Below are 17,271 nucleotides of genomic sequence, written 5' to 3' on the forward strand. Positions count from 1 at the left end.
GGAGTCAGGTCCCCGTCTTCCGCACCTGCTCGGACGAATCCGCGCGCAGGTTGCGGAAGAATTTTTCGACCTCGCGGGACAGCGTATCGGCGGTCGCCGTCAGTTCGCTGGAGGCGGTGAGCACGGAGGCCGCGGCCGTGCTGGTCGTGCCGATCGCATCGCTGAGCGAAGAGATATTGACCACCAGCGTTCCGTTGCCCTGCGCCGCCAATTGCGCGTTCGAGGAAATTTCGCGGGTAGCCGAATCCTGCTGCTCGATCGCGCTGGCGATGATGGACGTCACCTCGTTGATCTCGCGCACCGCGTTGCCGATCTCGCGAACCGCTTCGACGGAGGTCTTGGTCGAGGTCTGGATCAGGCCGACGTTCTGACCGATTTCGGCGGTCGCTTTCGCGGTCTGCTCGGCCAGCGCCTTGACCTCATGGGCGACCACGGCAAAGCCGCGGCCGGCATCGCCGGCGCGCGCCGCCTCGATGGTTGCGTTGAGCGCCAGCAGATTGGTCTGCTCGGCGATCGCCTGGATCAGGCTCAGCACGCCGTCGATGCGCTGGGTTGCGGCCGCAAGGCCCTCGATTTCGGCGACCGATTTCTCGGTGCGTTGGCCCGCCTGCTCGACGGCGCTGGCCGATTGCCGCACCTGGCGGCCGATTTCCTCGACGGACGCGGAGAGCTCTTCCGCGGCGCTGGCGACCGCGGAGACGTTGCTGGAAGCCTGCTCGGTCGCACCGCTGGCGGCCACGGCGCGTCCGCTCGCTTCCGATGAGACGTTGGCGATGGTCTCTGCGGTGCCGCGCATCGAGGTCGCATTGTCTTTGACCGCGCGCAGCACGCCGCCGATCGCTTCCCGGAAGGCATCGACGGAGGCCTCAATGTGGCGGGAACGCTCATCGCGCGCCTTGGAATCCCCCAGCACCTGCGAATTGAGGTTGCGGTTGCGATCCATCGCCTCCTGGAAGATCTTGATGGCGCGGGCCAGCGCGCCGATCTCGTCGGCGCGGCCGGTGTGCGGAACCTCGACGCCCTCAGCGCCGTCGGCGACCTGCTTGATGGTGGCGGTGATGACCGACAGCGGGCGGGCGATCGAGCGCGAAATGATCAGGATGCCGATAACGACGACAGCCAGCGCCATGACGCCAAGGGCGGTCAGTACAAAGGCCAGCGTGTGGTTGGTGTCGGTCTGTTGCGCCAGCTTCTTGCTGCGTTCGGCGTAGACCTTGGAGAGCGCCTCGAGGTCCTTGTTCAGCGCGGTGCGCACTTCGCGGTTGGCGTCGTTGTCGCCCCATTCGCGCCCGGCAGCCGCGTTGATCTCGACGCCGCGGCGAACGAGTTCTTTCCGGAAGTCGACGAATTGCTGGATGCGCTTCTTGAAGGTGGCGAATTGCTGGGCGTCATCGGTCTGAACCAGCGCTTCCCAGTTCTTCACGACGTCGACGATGCGCTCGTTGAACTTGAGCAGCCCGTCGCCGTATTTCTTCACCACTGGCGGTTCCGTCGACATGTAGATGCCGCGGGATTCCATCACGACGGCATAGACCAGCGAATTGATGCGCTCGACATTGAGTGCGGCGCGGCTGGCGATCGAGACCGCTTCGGTGAGGGCGGCGTTCTGGCGGGTGTTGTAGTCGGACAGCGCCGTGATGGCCGCAACCAGCAGCGCGAACAGCGCAAAGATCGAATACAATTTGGCTGCGAGCGAAAACCGGGATGCCATGGCGTCACCAAAACCAATAAGGGATTGCAAAATTTCAGCCGTATCGGCGCGCCGGAACGCAATCCAGCGACTGCCGCTTACTTAGGCAAAGTGTGCCGAAGTTAGATGGAAAATGTCTTAACGCGCGAAGTTACGGACCCTGCAACTAATACTAATTACCAAGTAATTTCAGGTAATTACGCTTCGGGATGGGTTCCATCACCAGGAAGATTTGGCAGCTCCGCGCGACCCGAACGGGCTCGGCTTTACCGGCACAATTGGAGGTGGCCGAAGCCGGAGGGTGACGCCGGTCCCGTGAACCGCAACGGCAGGGGAAGTTCGCACCAGGCGCAAATCGCTTCGGCAGACATCTCTGCGGCGAATCAAGCTAGACAGCGAGCAAGGCGGCGGAGCTTGTTCGAACTCGCCTTGCCCGGGGCGGCAAGCGCGCAATTCTCAAACCATCGCTCCATTTCGTCGTATGCGCCTGCTGCGGGCGGCGCGATGCTTATGCGTGAGAACCGGGACTCATGATTCAAAGTGCCGCCGCCTTGCCGGGCAACGCCGATCTCTATCTTCACGTGCGCGTACTGATCGCCCTGATCCTGGGGCTCAGCGTCACGCGGTTGGTCAGCGGCATCGCGGGCCTGGTCCAGCATCCCGGTCGCTACCCGATCTGGCCTGTACATCTTGCCTGGGTCGCCTGGACGCTGCTGAACGTCGTCACGTTCTGGTGGTTTGAGTTTCGGCTGAGCCAGATCCAGCACTGGACGTATGGCCTTTACTTCTTCGTTTGCGTGTACGCATCGATGTACTATTTCCTGAGCGTCCTGCTTTTCCCGCAGGATCTCGATGAATATCAGGGTTACGAAGATTACTTCCTCTCGCGCCGCCGCTGGTTCTTTGGCTTTGCCGCCCTCACCGAAGCGCTCGATGTAGTCGACACCTGGATAAAGGGCGAAGCGCATCTGCGGTCGCTGGGCATGGACTATCTCGTCGCCATCAGCGCATTCATCCTGCTGTCGGCGATCGCTGCGAGAACGCGCAATCCGAAATTCCACCTTCTGTTTGCGCTTGCCGCGGTGGCCTATGAGATAAGCTTTGCCGTTCGCCATTTCGGTACGCTGGACTAGGCTGGGTAGCCTTGGCTGTCTGCCCGGCATAGATTAGCTGGGCGGCAGAGCGCGGGTACAGGCGCGGGAAGGTCAGCATGGTCTATCGCCAGGTCGTCGGTGCCACCGCCTACGTGTTCGGCGATCTGCGTGAACTGCTCGCCAAGGCGACGCCGCCGCGGTCGGGCGATCGTCTTGCCGGCGTCGCGGCCGAAGGCGCGGAAGCGATGATCGCGGCGCGGATGGCGCTCGCCGACGTGCCGCTCAAGCAATTTCTCAACGAGGCCGTCATTCCTTATGAGGACGACGAGATCACGCGGCTGATCATCGACAGCCACGACGCCCCGGCCTTCGCGGCCATATCGTCGCTGACCGTCGGCGGTTTCCGCGACTGGCTGCTCTCCGATGCGGCGACAGCCGAGACGTTGGCGAAGGTTGCGCGCGGGATCACGCCGGAAATGGCCGCCGGCGTCTCCAAACTGATGCGGAACCAGGACCTGATCCTGATTGGAAAAAAATGCGCCGTGACCACGGCGTTCCGCAACACCATCGGCCTGAAGGGACGAATGAGCGTGCGGCTACAGCCCAATCATCCCTTCGACGACGCCAAGGGCATTACCGCGTCGATCCTCGACGGCCTTCTGCTGGGATCGGGCGATGCCTGCATCGGCATCAATCCGGCCAGCGACGATCCGGCTGTGATCGGCGAACTGCTGCGGCTGCTCGATGGCATCATCGCGCGACTGCAGATCCCGACCCAGGGCTGCGTGCTTACCCACGTGACGACGACGCTCGGATTGATCGGGCAGGGCGCACCGGTCGATCTGGTGTTTCAGTCGATCGCGGGGACGGAAACCGCCAACCGCAGCTTTGGCGTCGATCTCGCGCTGCTCCGCGAGGCGCGCGACGCCGGGCTGTCGCTTCGCCGCGGCACGGTTGGCGATCATCTAATGTATTTCGAGACCGGGCAGGGCTCGGCGCTGTCGGCCAACGCCAATCACCATGTCGACCAGCAGACCTGCGAGGCGCGGGCCTATGCGGTGGCGCGCGCCTTCGATCCGCTGCTGGTCAACAGCGTGGTCGGCTTCATCGGCCCGGAATATCTCTATGACGGCAAGGAAATCATCCGCGCCGGCCTCGAGGATCATTTCTGCGGCAAGCTGCTCGGCCTGCCGCTCGGCGTCGACGTCTGCTATACCAACCATGCCGAGGCCGACCAGGACGACATGGACAATTTGCTGACGCTATTGGCCGCCGCCGGCGTCACCTTCATCATGGGCGTGCCGGGTGCCGACGACGTCATGCTGAACTATCAGTCGACCTCGTTTCACGACGCGCTCTACATCCGCGACCTGTTCGGCCTGAAGCGGGCGCCGGAATTCGACGACTGGCTGGTGCGCGCAGGCCTCGCCGACAGCGATTTCCGGCTTGCGGGGAACACAGGTCTGCTACCCGAATTTGCCTCGCGCCTGATCGCCTGAGCCCCGGGGCGCCGCAACCGGCCGGTTTTTCGTGCAACCAATTGAACCCACAGCGAGTTAGAGGTGACTGTCACAATATTGAAGAACTTCTGGCCCAGCTTTCAATGTCGTGCTTAAATTCGCGCCAGCGTTGAGGAAATTTAATGAGAGCTGAAGGCATTGAAACGGTACGCCGTATCCTGTGCGTCTTCCCGCGCTACACGTCCTCTTTCGGTACATTCGAACATGCCTATCCCCTGACCGACGGCGTGCAGGCGTTCATGCCGCCACAGGGCTTGCTGCTTATCGCGGCCTATCTTCCGGCGAACTGGCCGGTCCGCTTCATCGACGAAAATATCCGCCCGGCCTCCACGGAAGATTTCGAATGGGCGGAAGCGGTTTTCGTCAGCGGCATGCACATCCAGCGCCAGCAGATGAACGACATCTGCCGCCGCGCCCATGCCTTCGATCTCGCGGTGGCGATCGGCGGACCTTCGGTGAGCGCATGTCCGGATTACTATCCATCGTTCGACTATCTGCATGTCGGCGAACTTGGCGACGCCACCAATGATCTGATCGCACGGCTGGCGCGCGACCCGTCGCGGCCTGAGCAGCAGGTGGTGCTGACGACCAAGGATCGCCTGTCGATGACCGAGTTTCCGATTCCGGCCTACGAGCTGGCGGAGGTGAAAAAGTATTTTCTCGGCAGCATCCAGTATTCGAGCGGCTGCCCCTATCAGTGCGAATTCTGCGACATCCCCGGTCTCTACGGCCGCAACCCGCGCCTGAAGACGCCTGAGCAGATCGTCGCCGAGCTCGACAAGCTCAGGGAATGCGGCGTCACGGGTTCGGTCTATTTCGTCGACGACAATTTCATCGGTAACCGCAAGGCCGCGCTGGATCTGCTGCCACATCTGGTCGAGTGGCAGAAGCGGACCGGCTACGTGATGCGGCTCGCCTGTGAGGCGACGCTGAACATCGCCAAGCGGCCCGAGATTCTGGAGAAGATGCGCGAGGCGTTCTTCGTGACGGTGTTCTGCGGCATCGAGACGCCCGATCCCGACGCGCTGAAGGCGATGCACAAGGACCACAACATGATGGTCCCGATCCTCGAAGGCATCCAGACCATCAATTCCTACGGCATGGAAGTCGTCTCCGGCATCATCATGGGGCTCGACACCGACAAGCCGGAAACCGGCGACGCGCTGCTGCAGTTCGTCGAGCAGTCGCAAATCCCGCTGCTCACGATCAATCTGCTGCAGGCGCTGCCTAAGACGCCGCTGTGGGACCGGCTGGAGAAGGAAGGCAGGCTCGTCAATGACGACGACGGCCGCGACTCCAATGTCGAGTTCCTGCTGCCCTACGATCAGGTCGTCGAGTCCTGGCGCAAATGCATGGAAGTCGCCTACGAGCCGGCCAAGCTGTTCGCGCGCTACCAGCATCAATGCGATTACACCTATTCGCAGCGGATCAAGGTGCCGGTGAGCCCCGAGCAGAAAAGCTGGGCCAATATCAAGCGCGCCCTGATCATGCTCCGGAACATCTTCTGGCAAGTCGGCGTGCTCGGCGATTACAGAAAGGTGTTCTGGAAGTTCGCGCTTGGCCGGCTCCGCCGTGGCGATATCGAGGGCCTGATCGGTCCAGCCATGATCGGACACCACCTGATCATGTTCGCGCGGGCGGCGTCCGGCGGCCAGCAGAACGCGTCGAATTATTCGATCCGGCTGCGCGAGGCCTCGGTCCCTGCCGAGTAGAAGCTCATGAAAACGCCGGCGCCGCCGTCCCGCCCGCTCGAAGCCTTGCGGGAGCTGACGCCGGCGCGCGTCGGCCTCGGCCGCTCCGGCGCGAGCATGCCGACCGAGGCGCTGCTTGCCTTTACGCTCGACCACGCCCGCGCGCGCGACGCCGTTCACGCCGCCTTCGATGCGCCGCATCTGGTTGCCGGGCTGGCTGGCCTCGACGTTGAGGTCAGCGAGGTTTGCAGTCAGGCACGCGACCGCAGCGACTACCTGCGCCGTCCCGATCTCGGACGCATGTTGGAGGCGGATTCGCGGCGCGCGCTGGAAGACCGCAGCGGCAGCGCGAGCGAGGTCGTGATCGTGATCGGCGACGGGCTGTCGCCGGCGGCCGTCAATCTTCACGCGGTCGAACTGGTTCGTCATCTCGCGCCACGCCTGACGGAAGCGGGAATCCCGCTCGGCCATGTCGTGGTCGCTTCCGGCGCGCGCGTGGCGCTCGGAGACGAGATCGGCGCGGTGCTGGGCGCGCGGCTGGTGGTGATGCTGATCGGCGAGCGGCCTGGCCTGTCGGCGCCCGACAGCCTCGGCGCCTATCTGACCTTTGCGCCGCGCATCGGCCTCACCGACGAGAAGCGCAATTGCGTGTCCAACATCCACGGTGCGGGCCTGAGCTACGATGAAGCCGCGTTCAAGATCGCGTGGCTGGTGCGCGAAGCCATCGCGCGAGAGGTCAGCGGCGTGGCGCTGAAGGATGAAAGCGGTACCGCGCTGATCGCCGCTAAACCCGCCGATTGAGCCTGAAAACGAATCGATGTGTGGCCGCTCCGCCACGGTGAGCCAACCCGCGCCTGATATAAGCGGGCGAGGAGCGGGCAGGACAGGCGATGGAGACAGCGGGGACGCGCGGCGCGACGGGCACGCATGCGGGCACGGACGGGTTCCGGCTCGACATCAATGCGCTGCGGGCGCTTTCGGTGATCGCGGTCGTCGGCTTTCACTTCCAGATCCCGGGATTTGCCGGTGGATTCGTCGGCGTCGACGTCTTCCTTGTCATCACCGGCTATCTCATGACGACTAAGGTGCTGAACGACCTGCGGCTCGGTCGCTTTTCGCTCTGGGCCTTCGTCATGATGCGGATGCGCCGGATCTATCCGGCATTGGCGGTCGTGGTCGCGGTATCCGTCGTCATCGGCTGGTTCGTGACCTTGCCGGGAGAATATCTCAAGCATCTGCTGCAGGCGCTGTCGGCGCTGGCGTTTGTGTCGAATTTCGCCTTCAACAGCGACAACGGCTATTTCGCCATGGCCGCGCAGACCAAGCCGTTGCTGCACACCTGGTCGCTGTCGCTGGAGTGGCAGTTCTACGTCTGGATGCCGCTGATTGCCTGGGTGGTCTGGCGGATCGCTGCCCGCACCAAGTCATCATTCGGCGCCGTGACGGTCGCGTTGCAAATCTTCGCCGCCGTGTCTCTCGCATGGTGCTTGTGGGCGAGCCTGCATGATGCGATGGGTTCGTCGTTCTTCTCGTTGCGCGCGAGAGCATGGGAGCCGCTCGCAGGCGGATTGATTGCTGCAGCGGAAATCCGGCGCCGATCGGAAGGCGTGAAAGCCTCCTGGCTGGAATCGCCGTTTCTTGCGCTCGCCGGCTGGGCGTTGGTCGCAGGCTGCACCATCTATCCTCTGCCCGAAGCGCGATGGCCTGGCATACTCACGATCCTGCCGATCCTCGGCGCTGCCCTGATAGTCGCGGCGCGGCAGGGGACGGGCGAGCGAAGCCTGCTCGCACTATCGCCGGTCCAGCGCATCGGCGACTGGTCCTACTCGATCTATTTGTGGCACTGGCCGGTCTGGGTATTCGCCCTGAGCTGGCTGGCGGTGCGCGGCTATGAGGTCGGCGGCGCGCAGAAGATCATGATGGTGCTGGCCTCGCTCGTGCTTGGCGCGCTATCCTACCGCTGCGTCGAGCAGCCGGTGCGAACGCAGCGCGATTTCTGGACCCCGCGCCGGCTGCTGACCGCCTCAGGTGTTTCGTTTGCCGTGTTCGCGGGCTTCGTATCGCTGGCTTTCCTCAATCACGGTTTTCCGGGCAGACTTCCGGACTACCTGCGGCCTGCCGAACTCGCGCGCCGGACCAACACGCCGCGCGATGAGTGTTTCCGGAACGCCAACTCCAACAAGAAGACGACCGAGACCTATTGCAGCTTCGGCAGCGCGCCGGCCGTGGACCGGCCAACTGCGATCCTGTGGGGAGATTCCTTTGCCAACCAGTACCTCGAGCCGGTTTCGTCGGCGGCGCTCGACAATGGCATCCATGGCCTGATCGCAACCCAAAGCGCGTGCCGGGCCTTCGTCGACGATGCGGCCGGCAATGCGAGCGATCAGGCGCCGTGCCGGCAATTCAATCGCAGCACGCTCGATTTCGTGCTGGCGCAGGCGGAGCCAAGCATCGTCGTGCTCGGCAGCAACTGGGGCAACGCGGCTGAAATTTCCGCCCTGACGGACCGGCTGCTTGCGGCGGGCAAGACCGTCGTCCTGATCATGCCGTTACTCAACATCAACTTCGATCTGCCGCAGCGATGGATCGAAAACCAGATCCGCGTGGGCAAGGCGATCGACGAATGGAAAGTCGAGGCGAGCCCCGGCCTGACAATGAGTACCTTCCGAGGCGAGATCGCGGGCGTCCTCGACCGGCACCGGGATAATCCGCATCTCCTGATCGTGGACCCGCTGTCCGTCGTCTGCGAGCACGGATATTGCTACCTGGTCCGGAACGGGCAGGCCAATTTCCGCGACACCGCGCATATTTCCAACGTCAATGCGAGCCAGTACATCGGCCTGTTCGACACCGCGTTCAAGGCCGCACTCCGCGCCGGAATGGAGGCGGAGAAGAAAATGGACTGAGCGGCGCCTCGCTCGCCTCTTACGTGCCGTTCCCGAAAAATTGACCGGAGGTCGTTGCGCCGCGTGGGCACGACCGGGGTTGTCGTTATCCGCCGGGACCGTGCCGGCGGGTGTGGCAAATCAGAGACTTAACGTGGATTTTCGTCATCTTCATGCCGATTTGCCCTCTCCCGCATGCTTGCCGGACGGGGCTCCGCCCTGTAAAACGGCGCCGGTTAATTTACCGCGTGATTTCAATGGTTAGCGCCGATCGGATGATGGTTGTCAAAGCCGCTTTCGCGCCACCAATTGCATAAGCCAAGCTGCACGAACAGGCCGACGTGAGAACTGGACAGGGTATGCTCGACAAGAACTCCGAAAGTCGCGTCCACGTCGAAGCCATCGAGGAGCCGCCGCCGCCAGGCAAGAGCATCGCCTTCGGGCTCGAGCGCATGGGCCTGATCGCGGTCAAGGCACCCATCCTGTCCTTGGTCATTCTCGTCGCGCTGGTCGTGGCCGCGCTGTTCGGTATCCAGCGGATCAAGATCGACGACTCGCTGAGCCAGTTGTTCCGCTCCGACTCCAAGGACTACAAGCAATACGAGGCCGTGACCAAGCGCTTCCCGGCGACCGAATTCGACGTCCTCGTCGTGGTCGAGGGCAAGACGCTCTTGGCCCGCGAGAACCTCGAAAAGATCCGCGAGATGGTCACCGACCTGCAACTGGTCGAGGGCGTGCGCGGTCTGGTCTCGCTGTTTTCGGCGCGCCAGGCGCCGGAGCCCGGCAAGCTGCCGGCCGCACTGTTCCCGCCTGAACTGCCGCAAGGCGCCGCCTACGAGAAGTTCGCCGAGACCGTCAAATCAAACGAGATCATTCGCGGCAAGCTGTTGTCGGAAGACGGAACGCTGGCGCTGATCGTGCTCTCGCTCGAGCCGAGCGTCGTTTCCTCGAACGATCTCGGCAAGGTCGTCGGCGAAATGCGGAAGATCATGGCCGACGATCTGTCGGGCAGTGGTCTCAACGCCCAGCTCTCCGGTGTTCCCGTGATGCAGCTCGAGATCCGCAACGCGGTCAAGCGCGACGGGCTGACCTACAACATCCTCGGCATCCTGGCCGGCTGCATCATTGCGATCATCTTCTTCCGCAAGATATCGTTCATGGTGGTCGCGGCCTTCCCGCCGATCATCGCGATCCTGCTGGCGCTCGGCGGCCTCGGCTGGGCCGGTTTCAATCTCAACATGTTCCTGAACGTGATGACGCCGCTCATCATGGTGATCAGCTTCTCGGACTCGATGCAGCTGACCTTCGCGGCGCGCGACCGCCTGATTGCGGGACAGGACAAGTTTACCGCCTTCACCAACGCCGTGCTGGTGGTCGGTCCGGCCTGCGTGCTCACCCACGCAACCGCCGGCATTTCGTTTATCGCGCTGCAATTCTCCGATTCCGAACTGATCCGCAAATTCGGCGAGGCCGGCCTTGCCGCCACCATCATCGCGCTGGTGGCCGTGCTGTCGCTGGTGCCGGTGTTCGGTGTGCTGTTCGTGCGCAACGAGAAGATCTTTGCGGTCAAGTTCCAGAGCGCGGACGCCGGCGTGCAGATGCTGCGCAATTTCTGCTACTGGATCGCGGTGCGCATGGTCGGGCGCCCCGGCATGTTCAGCCTGATCGCGCTGCTCTTCGTCGGCGCGCTCGGTTATATCTACGCCACGCTGGAGCCGCGCTACCGGCTCGCGGACCAGGTGCCGGACAAGCGGCAGGCCGTGGCGGCGTCGAGCCGCCTCGACGCCAAGCTTACCGGCGCCAATCCGATCGACGTCCTGATCGAATTCCCCAAGGGCGCCTCGCTCTATGCGCCCGATACGCTGAAGACGATCGCCGAAGTTCACGCCATGGTCGAGAAATCGGCCGGCGTCGGCAACGTCTGGTCGCTCGAAACCCTGCGCCGCTGGCTCGCCGAGAAGGCCGGCAGCGGCGACGTCGAAACCTTGAAGCAATATGTCAGCGTCATCCCCGAGCATCTGGTCCGCCGTTTCATCTCGGCCGATCAGGATGCGGTGGTCGTGTCGGGGCGGGTGCCCGATCTCGATTCCAGCCAAATCCTTCCCGTGGTCGACAAGCTCGACAAGGCGCTCGACAAGGTGCGCGCGGAGCATCCCGGCTTTGAGATCGCGGTCACCGGCCTGTCGGCGATTGCCGCGCGCAACAGTGCCAACATGATTTCGAAGCTCAATCACGGCCTGACGATCGAGTTCCTACTGGTCGCGGTCTTCATCGGCCTCGCGTTCCGCTCCGTCGTGGTGATGTTCTCGTGCATTCTGCCCGGCATTTTCCCGGTCGTGGCATCGGGCACGGTGCTGTGGATACTGGGCGAGGGCCTGCAATTCGCCAGCGTCGTCGCGCTGACGGTGTCGTTCGGTCTCGGTTTGAGCGCCACCATCCACTTCCTCAATCGCTTGCGGCTGGAGAGTAAGCCGGGCGTCACGTCCGAACTGGCGGTCGAGCGCGCCACCGTGCTGGTCGGTCCCGCGCTGATCCTGACCACGGTGGTGCTGGCCTGCGGTCTCGTCGTCACCGTGTTCTCCGACCTGCCGTCGCTGCGGCTGTTCGGCTGGCTCAGCGCGTTCTCGATGATCGCAGCACTGGTGGCCGACCTCTTCATCCTGCGGCCGACCTCGATGTTCCTGATTAATCTGTCGGAGAAGATCCGCGGGATCGACCACACCAAGCCGGCGGAGAACAAGCCTGCCGGATAGCCATAGCGTTTTCGAGCGAAGTGGATGCCGGTTCGCGTGAAGAAAACGCGTCAAACAAAAAAGCGAGAGTCGGATACGGCTTGAGCATAACAAGGGGCGGCCGATCAACGGCCGCCGAAGAGAGGCTGAGGAATGACGTCTGCAGGATTAGCCGCCCGGCCTGCGGCCGACGCCGCCGCCTACCGCGCGGTCGAGCACATCTATCATTCCTATCTCACCGGGCTGATCCTGATGCTGGCTTCGCGGGCCGGCGCGCCGCGTGCGGCCGAGGTGGTGTTCCGCACCTTTCGCCGCCAGCAACTGGCGCGCTTCCTGCCCGGATTGAAGAAGCTCGGTCTCGACAAGCTGCCGCATGCGGTGGCCTGCGCGCAATATCACTATCTGTCGAACCAGGTCGGCGGCGTGAAGGTCGAGTATGTCCATGAGAGCGACAGCAAGGCCTGGGTACGCTATCCACCGCCGCGCTGGATCTGGTCGGGTACCGCGATCTGCGGCATTCCGTCCGACGTGTCACGGGCGATGCTGCGCGGATGGCACGCCAACAACGGCGTCGTACTCGGCAATCCCAGGCTCGGCTTCGTCTGCACGGGACAGACCGTCGACGGCCAACCGGGGCTGGAAGGTTACTACAAGGAGTGGGATCGCGATCTCGCGCCGGAGGAGCGGCTGCAGTTTTCGCCCGGCGAGCGCTGCCCGCCGTTCCGCGCCGATCTGGCGCCGCGCCTGCACGAGAATACGTGGCCTGAGGAACGGCTGCAAAAGGTGCTGCGCAACTATGCGATGGAATACGTCACCTCGATCGTGCCGGAAACCATCGCCGTGCTCGGCCCGGAGGAGGGCGGCCATCTCGCCGGTGCCGCTGCCCGGCTGGTCGGGATGCACACGTTCGACGACGTCGCCGCGATGCTGGGCGGGGTCGAAGCGGGCGCGGCCGGTTTTGCAGCGGCCTTCGCCCGGCTGTCGCGTGCGCAGGATGACGATGCGGAACTGGGGCTGGATGACACGCATGCAACCGTGCGCCAGACATCGTGGCGGCTGATGGCGGAGCGCGAAGCGCTGTCGCCAGCGGTGTTCGATGCCTGGAACGAATTGTGGGTGGGCGCTGCGCTCGCGCATGATCGCTTCATGCGCGTCGAGGTCGCCGAACGCCGCGACCGCGGCGATGCGCACTGGGCATGGCAATTCCGCTGAACTGCCGAAATGAAAATGGCGGCGCTCCGGGGGAGGCCGCCATTGGCGCGTAGCTTGAAGAACCGTATCAGGTCTTGGTCATCGTGATCTTGACGCCGCGGATCTCGCCCTTGGAGTCGATCTGCACACTCTGCTTGTTGCCGGTGGTGCGCAAATTCAGGTTGGCCGCAAATCCGGAAGCCTCGACGAACACGTCGATCTGGCCGCCGCCGGCGGTGCCCTGCAGGTTGCCGAAGATATTGCGGCTCTTTTCGCTCCAGTTGCCGGAGATGCGCTCACCCTGGCTGGTGACGTCGCTCGACAGATCGAATTTGTAGCTGTCGCTGGCGCAGTGCAGGTTTTGCTTCAGGCCGAGCCCGTTGGCGTTGACCTTGTAGTCCGCCTTGCAGCGAATGTTCTCGGTGGTGCCGTTGGAGAGGGCGACCGTGCCGGTGCCGCTCCAGTTTCCGTCGAAGCCGGCAAACGGGCCCCCCGCCTGGGCATGACTTGCGGTGACCGACAACATGAGCGCGGCGCCGACGCCGGCCGCTGCGAGAGCCTGACCGAACAAGCTGGAACCAAACAGTTTCATTTGTAGTTTTCCCATCAAAATAGACGCTCTTTGCAAAGATACGTCTCGCCGCATCGAAGATTTAGTGTTCCCGCAGTACCTTAGGTTCAAATGACGGAGTGCAGTTTCCGCCGGTCGCGGCGGGAAATGGGCACAAGCGGCCCGGGGTGGAATCGATCGTTCACATCGGCACCGTCGCTGCAGCATCTAGCTTTGCGCCGCGTCGTCTGCAATATCCAATTGTTGGACAGTTGTTGCAAAAATACACGTTAAATATCAGTTGGTTATTTAACGTGCTGAACTCGTCGTCGATGTCGCCGCAAATTTGGCCGCATTTGCCATGCTTGTCCTGTGCACGCTGCTGCGTTACGCGGCGCCTGTCATCCAAACAAATCCGTCCCGGCAAGGCCGAAACGCAAATCGGGAACAGGATTTCATGCTGCCGAAATGAAGGAATATGATGCGCAAATCTCTCCTGGCCCTCACTTTGTTGTCGATCTCGGTCTCGTCGACCGCCACCTTCGCCCAGCAGCGCAGCGGAACGGCGGAGGAGCAGAAGGCCTGCACGAAGGATGTGCAGAAGTTCTGCCGTCCGGTCATCGATCAGGGCGATCTGACGATCCTGGCGTGCCTCAAGGAGAATCGGTCCAAGATCAGCCAGGCCTGCAACCAGGTTCTCAAGAACAACGGCCAATAAGACGCTCAAGCGTCCGTTAACCCCGCGGCACAGCCGTTTCCTGGCTCTATGACGCGCGTCACGGGCGGGGCTAGTCAGCCCATATAGCATTGGTTTTGGCTGCGGATTCCCCTATATGGGGCCCGCAATCACATTGCATGCGCCGAAGCATCGGCGCATGCCGCCAATCCCGATGGATGTAGCCGGTTCCTGATGACCACCGCGAGCGACCTGCGATCCGGAAAGACCGACCGCGACGAGAATTTTCCGGTCGCGTCGTGGATCATTCATCCGCGCCACCGGGCGCTGATTCTCGCATTCTATAATTTCGTCCGGACGGCCGACGACATCGCCGATCACGCGGAACTGAGCGCGGACGAGAAGCTGCGCTATCTCGACCTGTTCGAGGCCGAACTGCTGGGCAAGGGCGATACGCAGAAGGAAGCGGTGATCCTGCGCCAGGCCCTCGCCGAGCGTTCAATGGCGCCGCGGCACGCGCTCGACGTGCTGGTGGCGTTCCGGATGGACGTCACCAAGCTGCGTTATGAGAACTGGGACGAGGTCGTTCACTATTGTCGCTATTCGGCCATGCCGGTCGGCCGCTTCATGCTCGACGTCCATGGCGAGAGCACCTCGACCTGGGCCGCTTCCGACGCGCTGTGCGCGGGCCTGCAGATCAACAACCATTTGCAGGACTGCGGCAAGGATTACAGGAATCTCAACCGCGTTTACCTGCCGCGCGATGCACTGGCCGCCAGCGGCGCTACTGTCGAGATGCTCGGCGAGGCGAAGTCGCAGCCGGCGCTGCTGCAATGCCTTCATGCGCTGGCGGTGCGCACCGAAACCCTGCTGAATGAAAGCAAATCGTTGAGTGCTGAAGTGAAGGACTTCCGGCTCGGGCTGGATATTTCCGTGATCCAGACGTTTGCCGACCAGATCGTCGGCATGCTGAAGGTGCGCGATCCGCTCAGCGAGCGCGTGCATCTGAGCAAGCTGGAGTTGCTCGGCCATACCATCGGCGGCATCACAAGCGAGATCATCAGCCGCGCGGTGGGGCGCCGCCCGCTCTCGACACCGGCGGCCGGCGCATGACGGTGCAGACGGCGGCGGCCAACGCAGATTACGGCACCGCCGCGTCCGGCAGTTCGTTCTATGCCGCGATGCGCATCCTGCCGCGCGACCAGCGCGAGGCGATGTTCCAGATCTACAGCTTCTGCCGGCAGGTCGATGACATCGCCGACTCCCACGAGCCGCGGCCCGAGCGGCTGGCTGCGCTTCAGCAATGGCGCAACGACGTCGACGCCCTCTATCAGGGCCATCCGCCGCCGCGCCTGCAGGATTATGCCGCATCCGTCAAAACTTTCGGCCTCAAGCGCGAGGATTTCCTCGCCATCGTCGACGGCATGGAAATGGACGTGCCGCAGGATATCCGCGCGCCCGACCTTGCCACGCTCGATCTCTATTGTGACCGCGTCGCCAGTGCTGTCGGACGCCTGTCGGTTCGCGTGTTCGGCCTGCCAGAGGAAGACGGCATCCTGCTCGCCCACCATCTCGGCCGCGCGCTGCAATTGACCAACATCCTGCGCGACATCGATGAAGACGCCGGCCTCGGCCGTCTCTACTTGCCGCGCGAAAGCCTGCTGCTTGCCGGCATCACCACCGACGATCCGCAGCGCGTGACCGTCGATCGCGCATTGCCGAAAGTTTGCCTGGCGCTGGCCGAGCGCGCGAAAAAGCATTTCGAGAAAGCCGACGAGATCATGCAACGCAATTCGCGGCGCGTCGTGCGCGCGCCGCGGATCATGTCGAAATATTACCGCGTGATTCTGGACCTGTTGCTGGCAAGGGGCTTTGCCGTCCCGCGCGAGCCGGTCCGCGTCCACAAATGGGCGAAGATTGCCATCCTTCTCCGTTACGCGATCATCTGATGCAGAAAAACGCTCATATCATCGGCGCCGGCATTTCCGGCCTTTCGGCAGCCGTGCGGCTCGCCAACGCCAATTACCGTGTGCATGTCCACGAGGCCACGCAACAGACCGGCGGCCGCTGCCGTTCCTATTTCGACGCGGCTACCAATCTCACCATCGATAACGGCAACCATCTGTTGTTATCAGGCAATAGCCATGCCCGGGCCTATGCCAGGTCGATCGGCACCGAGGCGGGGCTGGTCGGGCCGAAGCTGGCGCAGTTTCCGTTCGCCGACATCTCAACAGGCCAGCGCTGGCTGCTCGATCTCGGTGAGGGCAAACTGCCGCTGTGGGTGTTCGATGAGGCGCGCCGCGTCCCCGATACCGGGCTGCGCGACTATCTCGCCTTGATGCCGCTGATCTGGGCGGGCACCGGCAAGCTGGTCGGTGACACCATCCCCTGCAAGGGCACGCTGTACGACCGGCTGGTACAGCCGCTGCTGCTGGCCGCGCTCAATGTCGATCCGCCCGAAGGCTCGGCGGGCCTCGCTGGTGCGATCGTGCGGGAAACGCTGCTGGCGGGCGGGCAGGCGTGCCGGCCGCTGATCGCGCGCGATGGCCTCAGCGCGGTGCTGGTCGAACCCGCGATCAAGCTGCTGCAGGACAAGGGCGCCTCGGTTCAGCTCGGCCATGAGCTGCGCGAGTTCGCGCTAGCCGGCAACGCCGTCGGCGAACTGAAATTCGGCAGCGACACCGTTGCGCTCGGCCCCGACGATGTCGTGGTGCTCGCGGTGCCGCCGCGCTCCGCAGCATCGCTGCTGCCGGGCCTGAAGACGCCGACAAAATTCCGCGCCATCGTCAATGCGCATTTCCGCTACGATCCGCCGAAGGATGCGGCGCCGATCCTCGGCGTCGTCGGTGGTCTCGTTGAATGGCTGTTCGCGTTCCCGCAGCGGCTGTCGGTCACCATCAGCAATGGCGACCGGCTGGTCGACATGCCGCGCGAAGAGCTCGCGCTGGCGATCTGGCGCGACGTCTGCAAGGCCGCCGGCCTGCCGGCCGAATTGCCGCTGCCGCCCTGGCAGATCGTGCGTGAACGACGTGCTACGTTCGAGGCGACGCCGGAGCAGAATGCGCTGCGGCCGGGGGCGGTGACCTCATTCAAAAACCTGTTTCTCGCCGGCGACTGGACCGATACCGGCCTGCCGGCAACCATCGAGGGATCGGTGCGGTCGGGTGACCGCGCCGCCGATCTGGTCCTGGCGAGGTCTTGAGGCCCGGCCGGACGTGCGTGACCGGCTTCACAGAGCCCGT

At 63.5% G+C, this 17,271-nt stretch carries 13 protein-coding genes; 11 read left to right on the forward strand and 2 right to left on the reverse strand.

Annotated elements, in window-relative coordinates:
• Window positions 1–4 precede the first annotated feature (4 nt).
• Window positions 5–1,711, reverse strand: a complete 1,707-nt coding sequence (locus CQ12_RS27210; RefSeq protein WP_057838371.1) for a methyl-accepting chemotaxis protein — start codon at window positions 1,709–1,711, stop codon at window positions 5–7.
• 509 nt (window positions 1,712–2,220) lie between these two features.
• On the opposite strand from CQ12_RS27210, the gene CQ12_RS27215 reads away from it, so the two are divergent.
• From CQ12_RS27215 to CQ12_RS27245, 7 genes are all read left to right on the forward strand, one after another.
• The gene (locus CQ12_RS27215) at window positions 2,221–2,823 is read left to right on the forward strand and encodes a hypothetical protein (RefSeq protein WP_057838372.1); all 603 of its coding nucleotides are present in this window, start codon (window positions 2,221–2,223) and stop codon (window positions 2,821–2,823) included.
• A gap of 77 nt (window positions 2,824–2,900) precedes the next feature.
• Window positions 2,901–4,283: an ethanolamine ammonia-lyase subunit EutB gene (locus CQ12_RS27220; RefSeq protein ID WP_057838373.1), complete on the forward strand. Its 1,383-nt coding sequence runs from the start codon at window positions 2,901–2,903 to the stop codon at window positions 4,281–4,283.
• A gap of 143 nt (window positions 4,284–4,426) precedes the next feature.
• Entirely contained in the window at window positions 4,427–6,016 is a 1,590-nt protein-coding gene (locus CQ12_RS27225) for a B12-binding domain-containing radical SAM protein (protein WP_057838374.1), read from the forward strand.
• Between the two features lie 6 nt (window positions 6,017–6,022).
• Window positions 6,023–6,796: an ethanolamine ammonia-lyase subunit EutC gene (gene eutC, locus CQ12_RS27230; protein WP_057838375.1), complete on the forward strand. Its 774-nt coding sequence runs from the start codon at window positions 6,023–6,025 to the stop codon at window positions 6,794–6,796.
• 89 nt (window positions 6,797–6,885) lie between these two features.
• Window positions 6,886–8,901: an acyltransferase family protein gene (locus tag CQ12_RS27235; protein ID WP_057838376.1), complete on the forward strand. Its 2,016-nt coding sequence runs from the start codon at window positions 6,886–6,888 to the stop codon at window positions 8,899–8,901.
• 338 nt (window positions 8,902–9,239) lie between these two features.
• A complete protein-coding gene (locus tag CQ12_RS27240) occupies window positions 9,240–11,633 on the forward strand; it encodes an efflux RND transporter permease subunit (RefSeq protein ID WP_057838377.1) in 2,394 nt (797 codons plus the stop codon).
• A gap of 132 nt (window positions 11,634–11,765) precedes the next feature.
• Window positions 11,766–12,824 carry a hypothetical protein gene (locus CQ12_RS27245; RefSeq protein ID WP_057838378.1) on the forward strand — a complete coding sequence of 353 codons (1,059 nt, stop codon included), beginning with the start codon at window positions 11,766–11,768 and terminating at the stop codon, window positions 12,822–12,824.
• Window positions 12,825–12,891: 67 nt separating this feature from the next.
• On the opposite strand, the gene CQ12_RS27250 is transcribed toward CQ12_RS27245, so the two are convergent.
• Window positions 12,892–13,395 carry a hypothetical protein gene (locus CQ12_RS27250; protein WP_057838379.1) on the reverse strand — a complete coding sequence of 168 codons (504 nt, stop codon included), beginning with the start codon at window positions 13,393–13,395 and terminating at the stop codon, window positions 12,892–12,894.
• Window positions 13,396–13,834: 439 nt separating this feature from the next.
• Between CQ12_RS27250 and CQ12_RS27255 the strand changes: the two genes are divergently transcribed.
• The 4 genes from CQ12_RS27255 (at window position 13,835) to hpnE (ending at window position 17,231) form a co-directional block, all read left to right on the forward strand.
• Window positions 13,835–14,071, forward strand: a complete 237-nt coding sequence (locus tag CQ12_RS27255; protein WP_057838445.1) for a hypothetical protein — start codon at window positions 13,835–13,837, stop codon at window positions 14,069–14,071.
• Window positions 14,072–14,263: 192 nt separating this feature from the next.
• Complete coding sequence (gene hpnC, locus CQ12_RS27260; protein WP_057838380.1) at window positions 14,264–15,142, forward strand: squalene synthase HpnC; 879 nt, start codon at window positions 14,264–14,266, stop codon at window positions 15,140–15,142.
• Complete coding sequence (hpnD, locus tag CQ12_RS27265; RefSeq protein WP_057838381.1) at window positions 15,139–15,978, forward strand: presqualene diphosphate synthase HpnD; 840 nt, start codon at window positions 15,139–15,141, stop codon at window positions 15,976–15,978. Before hpnC ends, hpnD begins: the two co-directional genes overlap by 4 nt.
• Entirely contained in the window at window positions 15,978–17,231 is a 1,254-nt protein-coding gene (hpnE, locus tag CQ12_RS27270) for a hydroxysqualene dehydroxylase HpnE (RefSeq protein WP_057838382.1), read from the forward strand. Before hpnD ends, hpnE begins: the two co-directional genes overlap by 1 nt.
• Window positions 17,232–17,271 lie beyond the last annotated feature (40 nt).

Source organism: Bradyrhizobium jicamae (genome assembly GCF_001440395.1).
GTDB lineage: Bacteria > Pseudomonadota > Alphaproteobacteria > Rhizobiales > Xanthobacteraceae > Bradyrhizobium > Bradyrhizobium jicamae.

What these genes read in the sequence shown, in the direction of transcription:
- CQ12_RS27210 (WP_057838371.1), bottom strand. Translation starts at nt 1,711, where the DNA reads ATGGCATCCCGGTTTTCGCTCGCAGCCAAATTGTATTCGATCTTTGCG.
- CQ12_RS27215 (WP_057838372.1), top strand. Translation starts at nt 2,221, where the DNA reads ATGATTCAAAGTGCCGCCGCCTTGCCGGGCAACGCCGATCTCTATCTT.
- CQ12_RS27220 (WP_057838373.1), top strand. Translation starts at nt 2,901, where the DNA reads ATGGTCTATCGCCAGGTCGTCGGTGCCACCGCCTACGTGTTCGGCGAT.
- CQ12_RS27225 (WP_057838374.1), top strand. Translation starts at nt 4,427, where the DNA reads ATGAGAGCTGAAGGCATTGAAACGGTACGCCGTATCCTGTGCGTCTTC.
- eutC (WP_057838375.1), top strand. Translation starts at nt 6,023, where the DNA reads ATGAAAACGCCGGCGCCGCCGTCCCGCCCGCTCGAAGCCTTGCGGGAG.
- CQ12_RS27235 (WP_057838376.1), top strand. Translation starts at nt 6,886, where the DNA reads ATGGAGACAGCGGGGACGCGCGGCGCGACGGGCACGCATGCGGGCACG.
- CQ12_RS27240 (WP_057838377.1), top strand. Translation starts at nt 9,240, where the DNA reads ATGCTCGACAAGAACTCCGAAAGTCGCGTCCACGTCGAAGCCATCGAG.
- CQ12_RS27245 (WP_057838378.1), top strand. Translation starts at nt 11,766, where the DNA reads ATGACGTCTGCAGGATTAGCCGCCCGGCCTGCGGCCGACGCCGCCGCC.
- CQ12_RS27250 (WP_057838379.1), bottom strand. Translation starts at nt 13,395, where the DNA reads ATGAAACTGTTTGGTTCCAGCTTGTTCGGTCAGGCTCTCGCAGCGGCC.
- CQ12_RS27255 (WP_057838445.1), top strand. Translation starts at nt 13,835, where the DNA reads ATGCGCAAATCTCTCCTGGCCCTCACTTTGTTGTCGATCTCGGTCTCG.
- hpnC (WP_057838380.1), top strand. Translation starts at nt 14,264, where the DNA reads ATGACCACCGCGAGCGACCTGCGATCCGGAAAGACCGACCGCGACGAG.
- hpnD (WP_057838381.1), top strand. Translation starts at nt 15,139, where the DNA reads ATGACGGTGCAGACGGCGGCGGCCAACGCAGATTACGGCACCGCCGCG.
- hpnE (WP_057838382.1), top strand. Translation starts at nt 15,978, where the DNA reads ATGCAGAAAAACGCTCATATCATCGGCGCCGGCATTTCCGGCCTTTCG.